The sequence below is a fragment of the Paenibacillus sp. GCM10027626 genome, from assembly GCF_042676285.1.
GTDB lineage: Bacteria > Bacillota > Bacilli > Paenibacillales > Paenibacillaceae > Paenibacillus_Z.
This window is the reverse complement of record NZ_JBHTHC010000014.1, coordinates 119,619-135,844: the sequence shown is the minus strand read 5'-3', so window position 1 is coordinate 135,844 and position 16,226 is coordinate 119,619. Positions and strand designations below refer to the sequence as shown.

Below are 16,226 nucleotides of genomic sequence, written 5' to 3'. Positions count from 1 at the left end.
ATATAATAGAATGATTGTGTACATATAATGGTTGCATGGTTTGTCCAGCATAACGTTAAGCAAGAGAAAGGAGTTCCGAACCACGTGAAAGGAACGACGCGTCGCCGGATCGGTGCCGTCCTAACAGCCGCGGCCGCTTTATTACTCACTTTGTACCCTGTTTTGGCCAGATCCCCTGAAGACGAGGAAGTGCGGCGAATTCTAGAGAAAAGCTTATCCACCGTCGAACTTGATAAAGAAATATCCCGTATTGCAGCGCAAAAAGAGCTCGCAAGCCAGCAGTTCTCAGAAGCAAGCGAGCAATTGCAGCAGCATGAGGCGCTTATGCAGGAGCAGCAAGAGAAAGCCGGCCGCGTATTGCGCGCTTACTATATGGGCGAGCGGGATATTTGGCTGAGTGCATTATTTTCTTCCAATTCATTAAGCGACTTGCTGTCGATGTTAGATTATTTTGAATATATATTCGCCGGTGACCGCCGCCAGCTGAACAGCTATGTTGAGCAGTACCGCACAGTGAAGCAAGCTGTCGCCAAGCATCAAAATGAGGCCGAACAGCTTGCCCGGATTGAAGAAAGGCTGGTCGCCCAAAAAGAGCGGCTAAGCGCGCTGCAAAAGGATGTAGATGATCAATTAAGCAACAGTTCCGATGAAGAGCGCCTCCGGATGATGATTGCGGAGATAACCGACTTTTGGCAAAATGTCGGCTTTTATGAGGTGAAGCGCTACTTTAAGGCGTTGGCGCAAGCAATGACCCAGCTCCCTTCATGGGTACAAAAAAACAAAGACATGCTGGAAATCAACGGATTCAATTACACCATCACGGTGTCACAAGATAAATTAAATACATTTCTGCGCGAGCAAAACGAGCTGTTTAATAATTTTGACTTTATGTTTACTGAAAACGCCGTTTCTGTCTCGGGCAAGCGCGAAGGGCTTGAAGTCAATATTACCGGGCATTATACCGTAGAAGAAGAACCGATAAATGGCATTATTTTTCATGTTGATGAGCTTTTATTTAACGGTTTGGCGCTGCCGGATACAACGCGCAGCTCGCTGGAAAAGGAATTTGATCTCGGCTTCTATCCCGAAAAACTCGTCTCCTTCCTGCAGGCCAAGTCCGTCGAAGTAAATGACGGCCAATTAATTATCAAATTATCCGTCAGCCTGTGAAGCAAACGGTTCATTCCAGCGCTCGATTAAATGATCGGCTGCTGCCGCATCAAGCTGCTGCAGGTCAATCTGTCTCCATAAAGCAGACCAGCGCTCCCAGCGCAAGCTCCAGCCCGGGTCGGGCTCAGCGATAATCTGGTCAAGCATCGGTATGAGCCAGCTGGGCGGAGAGCTGTATCGCTCGTCATACAGCTGGAAAACTCTGCTGTACAGCGATTTGCGCACCGGCAATTTGCCAAGGGACGTGTACTGCTCCTTTTGCTGTTCGGTTGAAGTCATTGCCTGCAGCCATTTCTTGGCTAATTCGCCATGAGCGGTCTGCGCTGCGACAGCAAAGCTTCGCCCTTCCCCCCATACCGGGGGGGCTGCTTTATCCGATACGACAAGCAGCTTCCGCTCCTCTGCCGATAACGCGCGGTAATCCGACCAAGAAACAACGGCAGCGAGCTGCTCGCCATTTGCCATACGCTCCAGCCAATCGCCACCCTCCTCCCGCTTCTCGCGGACACGCCCAGATTGCTGAGCCAAAAAATGAAGCTGCTCGGCAGCTTGCCCCTTAATTTCCCCTAAATTAGCCATATCCGATGCTGTTCCTTTACTCGGAACCGACTCCATCCATGTCAAGATAAAAGGCTCCTCTCCAGAAGGAAGCGTGAGCATCTGAAGGGATGGCGCTGACGCAGTCAATTTGGCAATTAAGCTCTTAAAAGCCTGCCAATCGGAGGGCGGAGCGTCAAAGCCGGCGGATTCGAGCAGTTGGCGCTGCCATACGATCAGGTGCGGATCGCAATCGACAGGCACTCCCCATATGTAACCATTCCACTTCAAAGGGGCTGTCAACGCTTCCAAATGATCATTCAGCATCTCGCCGCTAAACAAATCATCCAGCGGCGTCAAATAGCCCGCTACCGTGAACGGTCTAATCATTATATTGTCCATTAACAAAATATCGCTGGCGGCTCCGATCTGAAAATCATGCAGCCACGCTTGACGCGCATCTTCTGGAGAAATATTGAGCAATTCCACTTTAATGCCGGGATTGCGGCCTAGAAACTGTTCATTCTTCTCTGTCCAGTATTGAAACTCGTCATCGCTGACGGAAAGAGCCACCTGAAGCTTGGAAACCGCCCCATAGCTGCTCGTTGTATCGGGCCCCGGCTGCATGCCTGCTTCCCCGCCAAAGGTCACAACAGTCGTCCCCGGCTTTACTAACATTGGCAGCGTCAATATCATACAGATCGTAAATGCACCCAGCAGTACTACAACATATTTCCTGCGAGACACCGCTTCAACCTCCAACTTTTGTCCTATCTTCTTATTGTAACAAGAATATGTGCTCTTGTCGCCTATGAATTACAGATGTTAGCAGTATGTTCAACAGCTGGATGGGAATGGCCGAAAAGACCGAAGCTCCTCACTAACCGAGCCCCGGCCTTCCCTTTCTTTACAGCATGTCGGCAGCCAGCTGCGCCAGCTTCGAGCGTTCTCCCTTCTCCAGCGTGACATGACCGCTGCTGCTCTCCTGCTTGAAGCGCTCGACTACATGGGTCAAGCCATTGCTTACCGCATCCAAATAAGGATGATCAATCTGCTCGGGGTCCCCCATCAACACGATTTTACTGCCTTCGCCGACGCGGGATACGATCGTCTTTACTTCGTGACGGCTTAAATTTTGCGATTCATCGATTATTATGAATTGTCCCGGTATGGATCTGCCGCGAATATACGTTAACGCTTCAACCTGGATGCTGCCGAGCCCCATTAATATTTTCTCTATATCGCCCGACTTTTTCGTGTCGAACAAGTATTCCAAATTATCATAGATCGGCTGCATCCACGGGCGAAGCTTTTCTTCCTTTTCACCTGGCAAATATCCGATATCCTTGCCCATTGGCACTACCGGACGCGCTATGAGCAGCTTTTTGTATTTATGCTCGTCTTCCACCTTCATCAGCCCGGCTGCCAGCGCCATCAAGGTCTTTCCGGTTCCCGCCTTTCCGGTCAACGTAACGAGTGGAATATCGTCGTTCAGCAGCAATTCCAGCGCCATGCGCTGCTGGGCATTTCTCGCGGTAATGCCCCAAATCGGGTCATTGCTCAAATAGAGCGGCTCAAGACGCGAGCCGTCAAGGCTAACCTTCAACAATGCCGACTTTGAGGTTCCCAATTCATCCCGCAAAATAACAAATTCATTCGGATGCAGCTTCACGCCTGCCGGCAAGCTTTTGACACTCAAAAAGCGGTACGTATAAAATTCGTCAATAATGGAAGGGTGAACAAATACTGTCATATACCCGCTGTAAACATCCGACAGTTCTACCGAACGATCCGACATATAATCTTCTGCCAACAGGCCGAAAACATCCGCCTTTATCCGCACCAGCACATCTTTGCTGACAATGACTACCGGCCGCGGCTGCTCCTTCTCAGCTTCTTCCATGTGATAATTTAACGCTACGGCCAGTATGCGGTTATCGTTAGACATTTCACCGAACAGTTCCTGTACGCGCACAAAGCTGCGATGATTCAGCTCTACCTTTAATATGCCGCCTCCAGGCAGCAGAATCCCTTCATGCAGACGACCCTCGCTTCTCATTCCGTCTAATAATCGCGAAAATGATCGTGCATTGCGTCCCAATTCATCTGCCAATCTCTTCTTTGAATCAATCTCTTCCAACACCACGGCCGGGATGACAACCTCATTGTCATCAAAAGCAAATATTGCTTGCGGATCATGAAGAAGCACATTTGTATCGAGCACGAATATTTTGTTCATCGTGAACCCTCCCCAGTGTCGGTGTATCGGCATAGCGACGATTCTCCACAACCACTTCATACATAGCCATACTCGCAGTGTGGCAAACTAGGACGGCATAAGGTCATTTTCAAGGACAACCATTACGATAAGGAAGGTCAGGTGGACTTTAGATGGGTAAGTGGCTAATTTCGGCGATTATCGTTATGCTGCTGGCAGCAGGATGCGGCACCGTCGCCCGCAACCAAACATCACCCTCTCCGCAAAATGATAAACGGGTGCGCGTACAACAGACAGATCCGCGCAGTATGCCAGTGAAAAGCTCTAAGGAGGTTGCCTCGCATCTGGAGATGCTGGCCAAGCAAGTTCCCGGCGTAAAGGCTGCCAACTGCGTTGTTTTCCAAAACATGGCAGTCGTCGGTATCGATGTCGACGGCAAAATGGAACGTTCGCGCGTCGGTACGATCAAGTACGCCGTTGCAGAAGCGTTTCGCAAAGATCCTTACGGCATCAATGCAGCTGTGACCGCCGATATAGATCTAGCCGACCGGCTGCGCGAAATGCGCGCTGATATTAGCCGGGGACGTCCGGTAGCCGGTTTTGCCGAAGAGCTGGCTGACATTATCGGCCGTATCGTACCGCAAATGCCCCGCAATACGATCCCTCCCGAGGAGCACCGCAATATTGATCAGCCAAAGCTGAATAAGAATTTGTAAATGCCGTATGCAGACACAAAAAGCCTAGCGATGTTCACTAGGCTTTTTTTCTGCGCAGGTATCTTGTCCCAAGCGACCTTTATCGGAATGGAGGCCAGCATGAGGAGAAGAACCGAATATATTCACATGAGCTGCAGTAACAAGTCCACACATAAGAGAGGCCTCCTTGCTGCTTATAATCAACTGAGTTTAGTTCATTATATCATAGCTATGGCCTTTCAGTCACCTTCATTCCGATAGTTGGGCTTTTAAAGCGGACTGCGCCTTCTTTAGACTATTGCTGGTCACGTACACATATGGACTTTTCCAATCGCCTTCCAATGGAACAAACTCCACATTGCTGCGGTCCATATTAAAATACGTCAAAATTATATTTTGCGCTTCACTTTCCGGCATGTCCATTTTCATATTTTTCCCGAGTGCATCGATGACGCCGGACATACTGGTAATACCGTCGAACGATTTCATTTTACCGACGACCGCACCGATTACTTGCCCTTGCCGCCTGTTGCGGTCAAAGTCGGTTGACATATTTTTGCCGTCATTGGATTTGCGGTAGCGGACAAAACCGAGCGCATCCTTGCCATCCAGCTTGTGATGCCCTTTTTTCAGGTCGATATTCGTTTTGTCTGCATTGTCTATGTATTTCATATCCATATCGACATCGACCTCAACGCCGCCTAATGCATCAACGACATCTACAAATCCATTAAAATTGATCACTGCTGTATAGGAGATATCGATATCAAAATACCGGCTCAGCATTTTACGCATCTCCAGCTTTGCGACCTTTTCGGCTTCTTCTTTGGACAGCTTTTGCTCGTTCATCGCATTAGAGCGAAACGCAGCGTAATAAGCATTGACCTTCTTGCTCTTATAACCGCTTAATTCGATTTTGGAATCGCGCGGCATCGTTACAATCGTCGCCTTCTTGGTCTTCGGATTCATGGCGGCAACCATAATGACATCGGTATTGAGGCTCGCCAGTTCCGGGCGGGAGTCAAGTCCAAGCAGCAAAACAGCTACCGGCTTAACTTTAACCGATTGATCTGCCGGAATGACCAGTCCGGGGTCGGCATCCGAAGTTGCCAGACGCAGTGCATCTTTGGACTTCGTGAATAAAACCCCGAGATAACCTGCTATTCCGATTAACAAAACGAGTAAAATAAGCATAAATTTGCTGAGTTTGCTTATTTTCTTCGGCTTTTTCTTTTTCATACGGCTAGGAATTTCAGCATTCTCATCCGTGCCCTTCAGTTGTTTTTTCATCGCCATTCACCTTCGTCAATTGTATTTCGGATTGGAGTTAATATCGCGAAGCAGCTGCTCTCCCGATTCGCGCGGATACATCTGCAGCTTAGAATGACCTTCCCGTTCATAACGCACATAGATCATCGTGTCATCGATACGTTCAATATGCAAATTGGCTACACCATGATCCTCCACTAAAATTTGTTCAAAAAAAGCGCGAGTATCTGCCGCCGCTTGATCCGTTTGCCGCTCATTCTCCACAACCCGGATTTGCAGCCAATTAAATAGCGCATCTTCAAACCGCATCGTCATCCCCCGTTTCGAAAGGATACTAACTTACTTTGAGGAAGCTTCCGGCTTCGGCTTCGGCTCCTGCTCCTGCTTTTTGCTGCCGCCCTTCCATTTGTCGTAAATTTGCCGGCCGCGCAATAGCAGCATCATGGCGACGGCAACGCCCATGCATTGAATAATAGGCAGCTTGTCAATCTGCAAAATAAACAACACAAAGGCCCCGATCGCCATAATGAGATGAACTAAAATTTCCTTTAAAATCGGCAGCCGCTGTACACGAAATACCGAATTGAAAATGTACAGCGTAAAACAAAAGATGAGTATATACGAAATTACGGGATGGTCGCTGAACCACTGCTGCACGTTGCAACACCCTCGCTTTCAAGTTACTGTTCCACAATTTTAAACAAAGGGACGGCATACGCCGCCCTTTGCTGAGCCAATCATGAATTATATGCCCGCTTGCGCCATTTTCCGATGCTTCTCCGCGCGTTCCCGCTCATTCTTGTTGAGCAGTTTCTTTCTGAGACGAATCGATTTAGGCGTAATCTCGCAATATTCGTCGTCGTTCAAATATTCCAGCGCTTGCTCCAGCGAGAAAATAATCGGCGTCTTCAGGCGGACTGTATCGTCCTTCGAAGCGGAGCGGACATTGGTAAGCTGCTTTTCTTTGCAAATGTTGACGATAATATCGTTATCGCGATTATGCTCGCCGACGATCATACCTTCATATACTTCTGTGCCCGGCTCCATAAAGAGAACGCCGCGATCTTCAACCGACATCATGCCGTAGAAGGTCGATACGCCATTTTCGCTGGATACAAGCACACCCTGGTGCCTTCCGCCTACCGATGCCCCGGCAAGCGCGCCATAGCTGTCAAAGGCATGGTTCATAATACCGTAACCGCGTGTCAGTGTCAAAAACTGTGTGCGATATCCGATCAAACCGCGGGCTGGAATCAAAAATTCCAAACGGACCTGACCGTTGCCGTTATTGACCATATTGACCATTTCGGCTTTACGGCTGCCAAGGCTCTCCATTACAGCTCCTGTGCTTTCCTCGGGAACATCGATCATCAGGCGCTCATAAGGCTCCATCTTCGCGCCATCGATCTCCTTGACGATAACCTCAGGCTTGGAAACCTGCAATTCATAGCCTTCGCGGCGCATATTCTCAATAAGAATTCCGAGATGGAGCTCGCCGCGGCCGGATACGACAAAGGCATCAGGGCTGTCTGTCTCATCGACCCGAAGCGCTACGTCCGTTTCCAGCTCCTTCATCAGCCGCTCTCGCAGCTTGCGGGAGGTTACCCATTTTCCTTCACGGCCGGCGAACGGACTGTTATTAACGAGGAACGTCATTTGCAGCGTCGGCTCATCGATTTTCAGTACCGGCATCGCTTCCGGATTCGCCGGATCGGCGATCGTCTCTCCGATATTAATGTCGCGAATGCCGGCGATCGCTACAATATCGCCCGCGCCGGCTTCATTGATTTCGATTTTTTTCAACCCTTGAAAGCCGAACAGCTTCTCAATCCGCGCCTGCTTGACCGCTCCTTCACGGGTCATGACGGCCACAGTCTGCCCTTGCCGAATAACGCCGCGGTTTACACGCCCTACCGCTACCCGCCCCAGATATTCATTGTAGTCCAATTGTGTAACAAGCAGCTGCAGCGGGGCGTCGATGCTTTCCGTCGGCGCCGGAATTGTGCTGACGATCGTGTCGTACAGCGCCTGCATGTTCTCGTCTTGCTTCTCCGGATCAAGACTGGCCGTGCCCATCAGCGCCGATGCATACACAACCGGAAAATCCAGCTGGTCGTCATTGGCTCCAAGCTCTATGAACAGGTCCAGCACTTCATCCACAACTTCAGTCGGCCGCGCGTTAGGGCGGTCGATTTTATTCACGACAACGATTGGGGTCAGCCTATGTTCCAATGCCTTACGCAATACAAACTTTGTTTGCGGCATGCAGCCTTCGAAGGAATCCACGACAAGCAGCACGCCGTCAACCATTTTCATAATACGTTCTACTTCTCCGCCAAAATCGGCGTGTCCTGGCGTATCCACAATATTGATCAAATAATCCTTGAAGTTGATCGCCGTATTTTTCGCCAAAATGGTGATGCCGCGCTCACGTTCCAAATCATTGGAATCCATCGCTCTCTCTTGTACATTCTCGTGCTCCCGGAATGTACCGGACTGCTGCAGCAGCTTGTCGACAAGCGTCGTCTTGCCGTGGTCAACGTGGGCGATGATGGCGATATTGCGTAATTTTTCTCTTGCTTGCATAAATTGTTATCCACTCCAACTTTATTTAGTCTAGACTTGCATATTAATTGCTGATTACCACCGCGTTTTTTTGCCGACCGTTACCATCCACGCGCCAGCTGCAATCAATAAGGCAGCAATTAAGTATATTCCCCAACCCCAAAGGATCATCATGATAAAAAACGCCGCCGATGCCAGTGCCAAAATGATGGCAATTGTGAGCGGCTGCTTCGGATGGCCTGTTTCGAACAGATGGTATTCGTAAAGTCCGACAGCAACCCCGAAAATAATAAAGGGCCACAAATACTGCATATTGCTCCATCCGAATGCAATGCAGAAGAAAAAAATCAAGGCGTTTATCGTCAAAATTGCCCCCGGAACGAGCACAGCCGCTGGCAACAATCGTCCGAAAAACAGCACATGCAGCAAAATGCCGGGAATGAGTACAAACAACGGCCAAAAGTTTGTGCCGATAAACGTAAACAGCCCCATTTTTCCCAACAGTATTACCGCACCGGCAATCAAAAACACTATTCCGATGGTGTATTGATTTTTCGACATGCGTCTTCCCTTCTCTCGACACTTTTTTATCATTACTAGTTTAAAGGAACGGAGGACAAAAAACCAGTGTATGAGAAAAGTTTTCATTTTTCTTACAACAAAATTTTTTTTCACAAAAAAAAGCCGCAATTGCTCATCTTTGGCGAAGACGGAGCAATGCGACAATAATGACGAAAGGAATGCAAAGCAGCGGTACAGCTTCCTTCAATGTCGGCAAATAAGGCGCCAGCAGACGCACAATGCCCGGATCATTGATAAGCATTCCTCCTGCGGCATAACCGAGCAGGCCCCCGCCCAGGTACACGAGAGAAGGGAATTTTTGCAGCAGTCTGCTTAACATCTGGCTGCCCCAGATGATCATCGGAATGCTGATTGCAATCCCCAGCAGCATCATGATCGGTTCGCCCTTGGCTACAGCGGCGATCGCCAGGACGTTATCCAGACTCATAATAAAATCCGCAGCAATAATTGTGCGGATCGCCTGCTGTACCGTGTACGACCTTGTTGCGTTTTCTCCCCTGGTTTCCGCTTGCGGCCCTGAAGCATCCATGATCAATTTGATGGCAATAATGAACAGCAGCAGCGAGCCCGCGGCCTGCAAATAAGGGATTTTCAGCAGAGAAATGGCAACGAGCGTCAGCACGCAGCGCAAGCCCACCGCCGCGCCCGCCCCCCACCAAATCGCCTTCCTGCGCTGCTCCTGCGGCAGCTGCTGGCTCGCCATCGCGATGACGACTGCGTTATCGCCGCTGAGCAGCACATTAATAAATACAATTTGCATAAACACAAACAGACTTTCCAAACATACCGCCTCCTACAGGCATGGCCATCGCTCATGCCCCTAAAACAACGGTATGTACTACCTTGTCCGATTATGATTTATTTTTTACACAATCAGAACCATTGATCCTCTCCGGCCTGCTCGGCCTCGGCCCTTTGCCCCGGCTTGAGCACGATCGTCCGGCTATCCGTAACGGCCCGTTCGATCATCGCTTCCAGCTCCACAAGGGATGACTCAATCTTTTGCACGACATTCAAATTCGGATTGGTGCTGGGCGATTTCGGAACAAACAGCGTACAGCAATCTTCAAAAGGCAAAATCGAGGTTTCATACGTGTCGATTTGCTCGGCGATGCGAATTATTTCGCTTTTATCGCTCATAACGAGCGGCCGCAGCAGCGGCATATTTATAACCCGGCCGATAACATTCATACTGCCGAGCGTCTGGCTTGCCACCTGGCCGAGACTGTCGCCGGTCACGAGCGCCGATGCCTTGTTGCGATCTGCAATTCGCTCCGCTATGCGCAGCATCGCGCGCCGCATCAATGTAATGAGCAGATGGTCCTGATTGGACTGCTTCAGCGTCGTCTGAATTTCAGTAAAGGGCACCATATGCAGCTTGAGCGGCGCATTGCTCAGCTCGACCAGCTTTCTTCCGAGCGCAATCACTTTTTCCTGCGCCTGCTCGCTCGTATAAGGGTAGCTGTGAAAATGTACAGCATCCAGCTCCAGGCCGCGGCGCATCGCCAAGTAACCGGCTACCGGGCTGTCAATTCCCCCCGAGAGCAGCAAAGTCGCCTTTCCATTCGTGCCGTAAGGAAAACCGCCAGCCGCTGGAATCACTTCACTAAAAACAAAAGTGCCTTCCGCTTGAATCTCCACCCGCAACTCGACTGCCGGATTGCGAACGTCGACCTTAAGCTCAGGCATTGCCCGCAGCACGTGGCTGCCAACCAGATGATTCATCTCCCGCGTTTCGTGCGGAAAGGACTTGTCGACCCGGCGCGTCGCCACTTTGAAGGTGGCCGGCGCTGCCGGCAAGGAGAGCATCAGCTCAAGAGCGACCGCTTGAATTTTTTCCAGCTGCGACTCTACCCGTCTAACCGGACTAATCGACACAATGCCGAATACATTGCGCAGTTTATTTTTGACTGGCTCATAAGGGGCATCATTTAAGGTGACATAAATTCGCCCATACGTATGTTTAATTTCCGCTTCAGGAAAATCGGCTAGCGCAGCGCGCACATGAGACAGCATTTTTCTTTCAAACCAGCCGCGATTGCGGCCTTTGATGGTAAATTCGCCAAATCGGACCAAAATCATGTCCACTTTCATTTTTAACCCTTCCTCTCGAGCGGCTTGAGCTTGCGTACCGCTGTTTGCAGCGCTTGACACAAGCTTTCGATGCTCCGCTCATCGTGTTCGTCGCCAAAGCTGATTCGGATGCCGGTGGCCGCCCGCTCGCCGCCCAGTCCCATCGCCGTCAATACGCGGCTCGGCTTATCCTCCTTGGAGGAGCAGGCCGATTTGGTGGACACCAGTACCTGCAGCTCTTCGAGCGTATGAATGATGATCTCAGGCTTCATTCCCGGATAGGAAATATTTACAATATGCGGCGCCATTACAGCATTTTGGCCGGCAGCCTCCGCTTCAGAATAAACCGCTCCATTCAACTGAAGCTCCGGCATTTTCGCTATGAACTGCAGCAGCTTCTCTCTTAGCTTGTACATCTTGTGACAGCGCGCATCCTGGCCTTCTACAGCCAGTCGAAAAGCTTTAGCCGCCGCTACAATGGCAGCTGTATTTTCCGTACCGGGCCTGAGCCCTTCCTCCTGCCCGCCGCCCGTCAGCAGCGCTTGCAGCTCGATGCCTGAACGCTTGTACAGCAATCCGACGCCTCTTGGCCCGCCAATTTTATGGGCGGATGCCGTAAACAGATCAATTCCCCATTCGCGCAGCTTAATTGGAAGCTTGCCTACACTTTGAACCCCGTCCACATGAAAGAGCGTCGTATGGCGTTCAGACAGCAGCCTGCCTACTTCCGCCACCGGCTGAACCGCTCCCATTTCATTATTGACATGCATCATGCTGACTAAGATCGTATCGTCAGTCAAAGCATCTGATACAGCGGCAGGATCGACATGGCCGTTCCGGCCTACCGGCAGGCGGGTTACGCGAAACCCTTCCAGCTCCAGCCGCGTAAACGTCTCATATACCGACGAATGTTCCACCTCTGTCGTAATGAGATGGTTGCCCCGGCTGCGATATTGATGCGCCGCGCCAATGATGGCGGCATTATTGCCCTCGGTACCGCCGGTCGTAAAAAACCACTCCGCCGCATCGGTCTGAAACAGGCCGGCAATCAGCTGCCTCGCCCGCTCCAGCAGCTTCCGCGCTTCGACGCCGCCCCGATGCAAGGAGGACGGATTGGCATAATGCTTGGCCATGACCTCCGCCATCGTGCGGATGACCTCTTCCCGCGGCGGGGCTGAAGCACAATGATCAAAATAAAGCATTTCAAAAACCACCCCTTCCAGATTGCTGCAAAAGAAAAAGATCACCGGAAAGAAGCACACGCGAGCAAGGCTTGCGTGTTAAGCTCTTTCGTGATCTATTGCATGTTGTGCCTTATGGTGGGCTGAATTCACTTATAATGCGTGTTCAAAAAGTCAGTTTTTCAGATCAAAAGACGACTTTTTGAACAACCTCTTATACTGCAGCTGCGCTGTATTTGGCAAGTGAACGCAATACTTTCCCAACATAGTTCTGTGTTTCCTTCGGCAGTACGGACTGGCGGGCAACGAAATCGGCATTGGTGGCAATTCCGCTGCGGTCTACACGGCCAGGACCGGCATTATATGCCGCCAAAGCTACCTGTATATTGCCCTTGTATTTTTCCATCAAATACGCCAAATAACGCGTACCGCCCTCCACATTTTGCTGCGGATCAAAAGAATCGGTAACGCCAAGCCCCCTCGCAGTGCCATCCATCAGCTGCATAAGTCCCTTAGCGCCAGCCGAGGATACGGTATTCGGATTAAATGAGGACTCCGTCTCGATTACTGCGCGAATAAGCGATTCATCTATTCCATATTTTTGTGAAGCGTTGGCAATAATGGCATCTAGTCCCGTAAGATCGCCGCGCGGCGCCTGCACCTGCTCGTCCTGTTTCACTGCCAAGACAGGCATCGGATACAAGGAAGGCTGCAACGTACTTGCAGCGACGCGTTCAAGTCCGCTGTCCGCTTGATATCCTGCCATAAACTGCTGTAATAATGTGCCAAATAACGAAGCGCCGCCTGGGCCTTCTGCTGTCAATATACTGGAATTGCTGGTATAACCGCTCACGCCTGGCGTAATTTGCAATTGGATGAGCGATTTCATAATTCGTGGATCCATATCCATTCGCGGTTCCTCCATATTTTTCTCGGGCGATGATGACTTTATTTTACTTTATTTTCGGTATGACTTCCAGTAGTTTATCTCCAAAAAGGGGAGAAGCTTCTTAGATAGCTCCTCCCCTTCTTCTCACTACTGTTTTGGCTTGAAGGTTTGACAGCAAGTGTCTGCCGACTGCGGAGCTTCATCTTGATGATTCGCTCCAAAACCTTCTTCGTGGGCAAATTCGTTCATCCACTGCTTACTGGAATGACTGTCGATATCGATCTGAATCGACGAGGCGTTGCAATTGTTGCCTTGTCCCCAGAATGTGCAATTCGCTACAGAACATTTGACGCCTTCCGGCATACTCTTCACCCCCTGCTATCAAGTTGCCCGATCACGAGGGGGGTTATGTCTGCCTTATTTTTGCGCTAATAATCTTCGCTGGGTCATGTAGTCATTTTCGTAATAGGACAGCTCATCCCGCAGCTCCTCGAAAATATTAGCTATATTAAGTACGATGTCGCGTGCCGACCGCACGGGTTTGCTTCGAAATCGAATGGCGTCTTGTCCTGTATAAGCATAGCGGCCATCCTCCGAATAGCACTCATTTTTAGGGTAAAAATACGCATTGACACAATGATGATACACTTCATACAAAATGCGCTCGGCAAATTCATTTTCAAAATTTGGGCGCCTGAGCGCTACGCCCAGCTTTTCATAAGCCACTTCCGAAAAGACCAGCAAATGACGAAGATCTGAAAACAATCCAGCATAAAATTCGTCGGCCTCTGGGTTCTGATCCTCTGCAGCAAGCTGTGACAGCGTATGCTCATTCAGAAAAGCTTCCAAGTGACCGATTGCCTGCTTCAGCTTGGCTCTTGTGGATTCACTGAGCAGCTTCACATTGGTCGATGGCATCTTACGTAAATCTCCTTTCATCATGACAAGCATCAACATCGTACCACAAATTGCTGCCCAGCGGTACTGCTGTTTTTACTTTTAAAGTCCGTATATTTTCCCGCACTGCACCGAATTCTAACAATAGCCTGAATTAACGACACTTCATTAGGAGGTTTCCCAAAACATGCGACGGAAATGGGTCGGCTGGTTTGCCGCTTTAGCTTGTGCGGCGTTATTGATTCCCTTTATGCCTTGGTTTGGTGCACCGAATCCGCGAACGGATTTCTCCGCCGAACGGGAAAGGCAGCATATGCAAGCAGATCATCTTGCAGATAATCAAGAGCATGCAATGAAATTGAAATCCGTTAAACAGGATATGGATGCAACTGCGGCGTTATGCCAGCAGGAATGCTCGGTCAATTTTCGCAAGCTGCTGAACAAAGCGCAAGGCGCGAAAAACGCTAAAAAAGAGCAGCTGCAGCAATTAATGAAGCACCACAAACAAATGACTTATGCCAAATGGATTTACAATAACGGGAACAAGCGCCAACATACGGCATACGGCCATATTCCCGCAGCGAACAACAAGGAAATGAACCAATATTTAAAAGTTGCCGAAAAAAACTTGCAAGCCGGTAAAAATTACTCTTCCGAGCCATTCACTGCCGATGGCCATCGTTATTTGATACTGGGTATACCTGATCGCCATCAAGGTACAGGCATTGTAAGTGTCATCACCCAAGACATCGTTCATCATGTGGAACGCCATCAAAGACGCAATCTGCGGATCGTCCCTTATCCGCATGAAGGAAAATATAAAATCGAATCGGTGCGCCCGAATACGATGAAAGAAACGACTGTATTGACCGGAGAAGACAACGGCAATGCCAGTCATTATCATATTAATGAAGTGGTCGTTAAATTCCGCGAGCCGATTACCGAGGATAAACTGCGGACCATTAAACAGGATATTGCAGCTCTTTCTGCAAAAAAGCTGGGTTACACCTACGTGTTCCGCTCGCACAAGATGGAAACGGAAGCGATGATGAATTACTTTAAAGCGAATTGGAATCCTTCCTATGTCGAGCCGCATTATTTGTACTTGACCAACACAGTGAAGGAAAAAGCGTCGGACATAGCGCCGGTCGTGCCGAATGATGCGCTGTACGCCGATTATCAATGGAATTTACCAACCATCGAAACCGAAAAAGGCTGGACGGTCTCCAAAGGCAGCAATGATGTTTTGATCGCCGTGCTCGATACAGGCGTACAGTCCGATCATCCCGATCTAAAAGGACGGCTGGCGAGCGGCATGAATATAACGGATCCGAACAAGGCGCCTGAGGATGATGTCGGCCACGGGACTCATGTCTCCGGTATTATCGCCGCTGCCGTCAACAATGGAGAAGGCGTAGCCGGAATCACGTGGCTCAACAAGGTGATGCCGGTCAAAGTCCTCGACAGCAGCGGCGCCGGCTCCACTTATTCAGTTGCAGAAGGCATCATTTGGGCTACTGATCACGGTGCCAAGGTCATAAATATGAGTTTGGGCAATTATGCCGATGCCGAATTTTTGCATGATGCCGTGAAATATGCCTATGACCGCGATGTAGTGCTTGTAGCCGCCAGCGGCAACGATAATACCGATCGTCCCGGCTATCCGGCCGCTTACCCGGAGGTATTGGCTGTAGCTTCTACCGATGCGGACGGCACACGCTCGTCTTTTTCCAACTTTGGCGATTATATCGATGTCGCAGCGCCTGGCGGAAGCATTGCCAGCACTTACCCCGGCAGCCAATATGCCTCGTTATCGGGCACATCGATGGCCAGTCCGCACGTCGCCGCATTGGCAGGGCTTATTCGCTCGACCAACCCGCAGCTTTCCAATGTGGAAGTGATGGAAATCATTCGCAGTTCAACCCAGGATCGGGGAAGCAAAGGGAAGGATAACTATTTCGGCTACGGGCAGATTGACATCGTCAATGCGCTCACTGCTGCAAGACAATCGGCCGTCTCGCTGCAGCAGTTTCCGCAGCAGGTTGAAAAAAGGCTGGCGGCTCTGCTGCGCAGGTTATGAAAAAAGGCTGCAAAACCTTAAAGTCCTCTAAGGACTCAAAAGGTTTTGCAGCCTTTTATTATACGATGTC

16 protein-coding genes are annotated in these 16,226 nt (G+C 50.0%); 3 read left to right on the top strand and 13 right to left on the bottom strand.

Translation table 11 applies throughout. The features are described 5' to 3' along the window. Positions 1–84: 84 nt before the first annotated feature. Positions 85–1,170, top strand: a complete 1,086-nt coding sequence (locus ACFQ0N_RS24675; protein ID WP_379331287.1) for a hypothetical protein — start codon at positions 85–87, stop codon at positions 1,168–1,170. On the opposite strand, the gene ACFQ0N_RS24670 is transcribed toward ACFQ0N_RS24675, so the two are convergent. Both ACFQ0N_RS24670 and ACFQ0N_RS24665 read right to left on the bottom strand, forming a co-directional pair. Continuing rightward, entirely contained in the window at positions 1,153–2,454 is a 1,302-nt protein-coding gene (locus ACFQ0N_RS24670; protein WP_379331285.1) for an ABC transporter substrate-binding protein, read from the bottom strand. The genes ACFQ0N_RS24675 and ACFQ0N_RS24670 overlap by 18 nt on opposite strands. 160 nt (positions 2,455–2,614) lie before the next feature. Next, positions 2,615–3,946 carry a PhoH family protein gene (locus ACFQ0N_RS24665; protein WP_379331283.1) on the bottom strand — a complete coding sequence of 444 codons (1,332 nt, stop codon included), beginning with the start codon at positions 3,944–3,946 and terminating at the stop codon, positions 2,615–2,617. A 152-nt stretch (positions 3,947–4,098) separates the two neighbouring features. Here ACFQ0N_RS24665 and ACFQ0N_RS24660 point away from each other — a divergent pair, with 152 nt between their 5' ends. After that, on the top strand, positions 4,099–4,641 hold the full coding sequence (locus tag ACFQ0N_RS24660) for a YhcN/YlaJ family sporulation lipoprotein (protein WP_379331281.1): 543 nt from the start codon (positions 4,099–4,101) through the stop codon (positions 4,639–4,641). Positions 4,642–4,869: 228 nt separating this feature from the next. Here the strand turns inward: ACFQ0N_RS24660 and ACFQ0N_RS24655 are convergent, their stop codons facing one another. The 11 genes from ACFQ0N_RS24655 to ACFQ0N_RS24605 all read right to left on the bottom strand — a co-directional run bounded on the left by ACFQ0N_RS24655 (position 4,870) and on the right by ACFQ0N_RS24605 (position 14,097). Next, entirely contained in the window at positions 4,870–5,910 is a 1,041-nt protein-coding gene (locus ACFQ0N_RS24655; RefSeq protein WP_379331279.1) for an LCP family protein, read from the bottom strand. Between the two features lie 15 nt (positions 5,911–5,925). Next, the gene (locus ACFQ0N_RS24650) at positions 5,926–6,198 is read right to left on the bottom strand and encodes a hypothetical protein (RefSeq protein WP_379331277.1); all 273 of its coding nucleotides are present in this window, start codon (positions 6,196–6,198) and stop codon (positions 5,926–5,928) included. Between the two features lie 30 nt (positions 6,199–6,228). Beyond that, positions 6,229–6,546 (bottom strand): YlaH-like family protein, encoded by a 318-nt coding sequence (locus ACFQ0N_RS24645; protein WP_379331275.1) that lies wholly within the window; start codon positions 6,544–6,546, stop codon positions 6,229–6,231. 87 nt (positions 6,547–6,633) lie between these two features. Beyond that, on the bottom strand, positions 6,634–8,475 hold the full coding sequence (typA, locus tag ACFQ0N_RS24640) for a translational GTPase TypA (RefSeq protein WP_379331273.1): 1,842 nt from the start codon (positions 8,473–8,475) through the stop codon (positions 6,634–6,636). Positions 8,476–8,529: 54 nt separating this feature from the next. Further along, entirely contained in the window at positions 8,530–9,015 is a 486-nt protein-coding gene (locus ACFQ0N_RS24635) for a hypothetical protein (protein WP_379331271.1), read from the bottom strand. A gap of 133 nt (positions 9,016–9,148) precedes the next feature. After that, the gene (locus tag ACFQ0N_RS24630) at positions 9,149–9,817 is read right to left on the bottom strand and encodes a TerC family protein (RefSeq protein WP_379331269.1); all 669 of its coding nucleotides are present in this window, start codon (positions 9,815–9,817) and stop codon (positions 9,149–9,151) included. Between the two features lie 92 nt (positions 9,818–9,909). After that, positions 9,910–11,130 (bottom strand): tRNA uracil 4-sulfurtransferase ThiI, encoded by a 1,221-nt coding sequence (gene thiI / locus ACFQ0N_RS24625; protein WP_379331267.1) that lies wholly within the window; start codon positions 11,128–11,130, stop codon positions 9,910–9,912. Positions 11,131–11,132: 2 nt separating this feature from the next. After that, entirely contained in the window at positions 11,133–12,311 is a 1,179-nt protein-coding gene (locus ACFQ0N_RS24620) for a cysteine desulfurase family protein (RefSeq protein ID WP_379331265.1), read from the bottom strand. Positions 12,312–12,504: 193 nt separating this feature from the next. Further along, positions 12,505–13,200: a lytic transglycosylase domain-containing protein gene (locus tag ACFQ0N_RS24615; RefSeq protein ID WP_379331263.1), complete on the bottom strand. Its 696-nt coding sequence runs from the start codon at positions 13,198–13,200 to the stop codon at positions 12,505–12,507. Between the two features lie 126 nt (positions 13,201–13,326). After that, a complete protein-coding gene (locus ACFQ0N_RS24610; RefSeq protein ID WP_379331261.1) occupies positions 13,327–13,542 on the bottom strand; it encodes a DUF1540 domain-containing protein in 216 nt (71 codons plus the stop codon). A 54-nt stretch (positions 13,543–13,596) separates the two neighbouring features. Then, complete coding sequence (locus tag ACFQ0N_RS24605) at positions 13,597–14,097, bottom strand: YpuI family protein (RefSeq protein ID WP_379331259.1); 501 nt, start codon at positions 14,095–14,097, stop codon at positions 13,597–13,599. Between the two features lie 166 nt (positions 14,098–14,263). On the opposite strand from ACFQ0N_RS24605, the gene ACFQ0N_RS24600 reads away from it, so the two are divergent. Continuing rightward, a complete protein-coding gene (locus ACFQ0N_RS24600) occupies positions 14,264–16,156 on the top strand; it encodes a S8 family peptidase (RefSeq protein WP_379331257.1) in 1,893 nt (630 codons plus the stop codon). Positions 16,157–16,226: the final 70 nt, after the last annotated feature.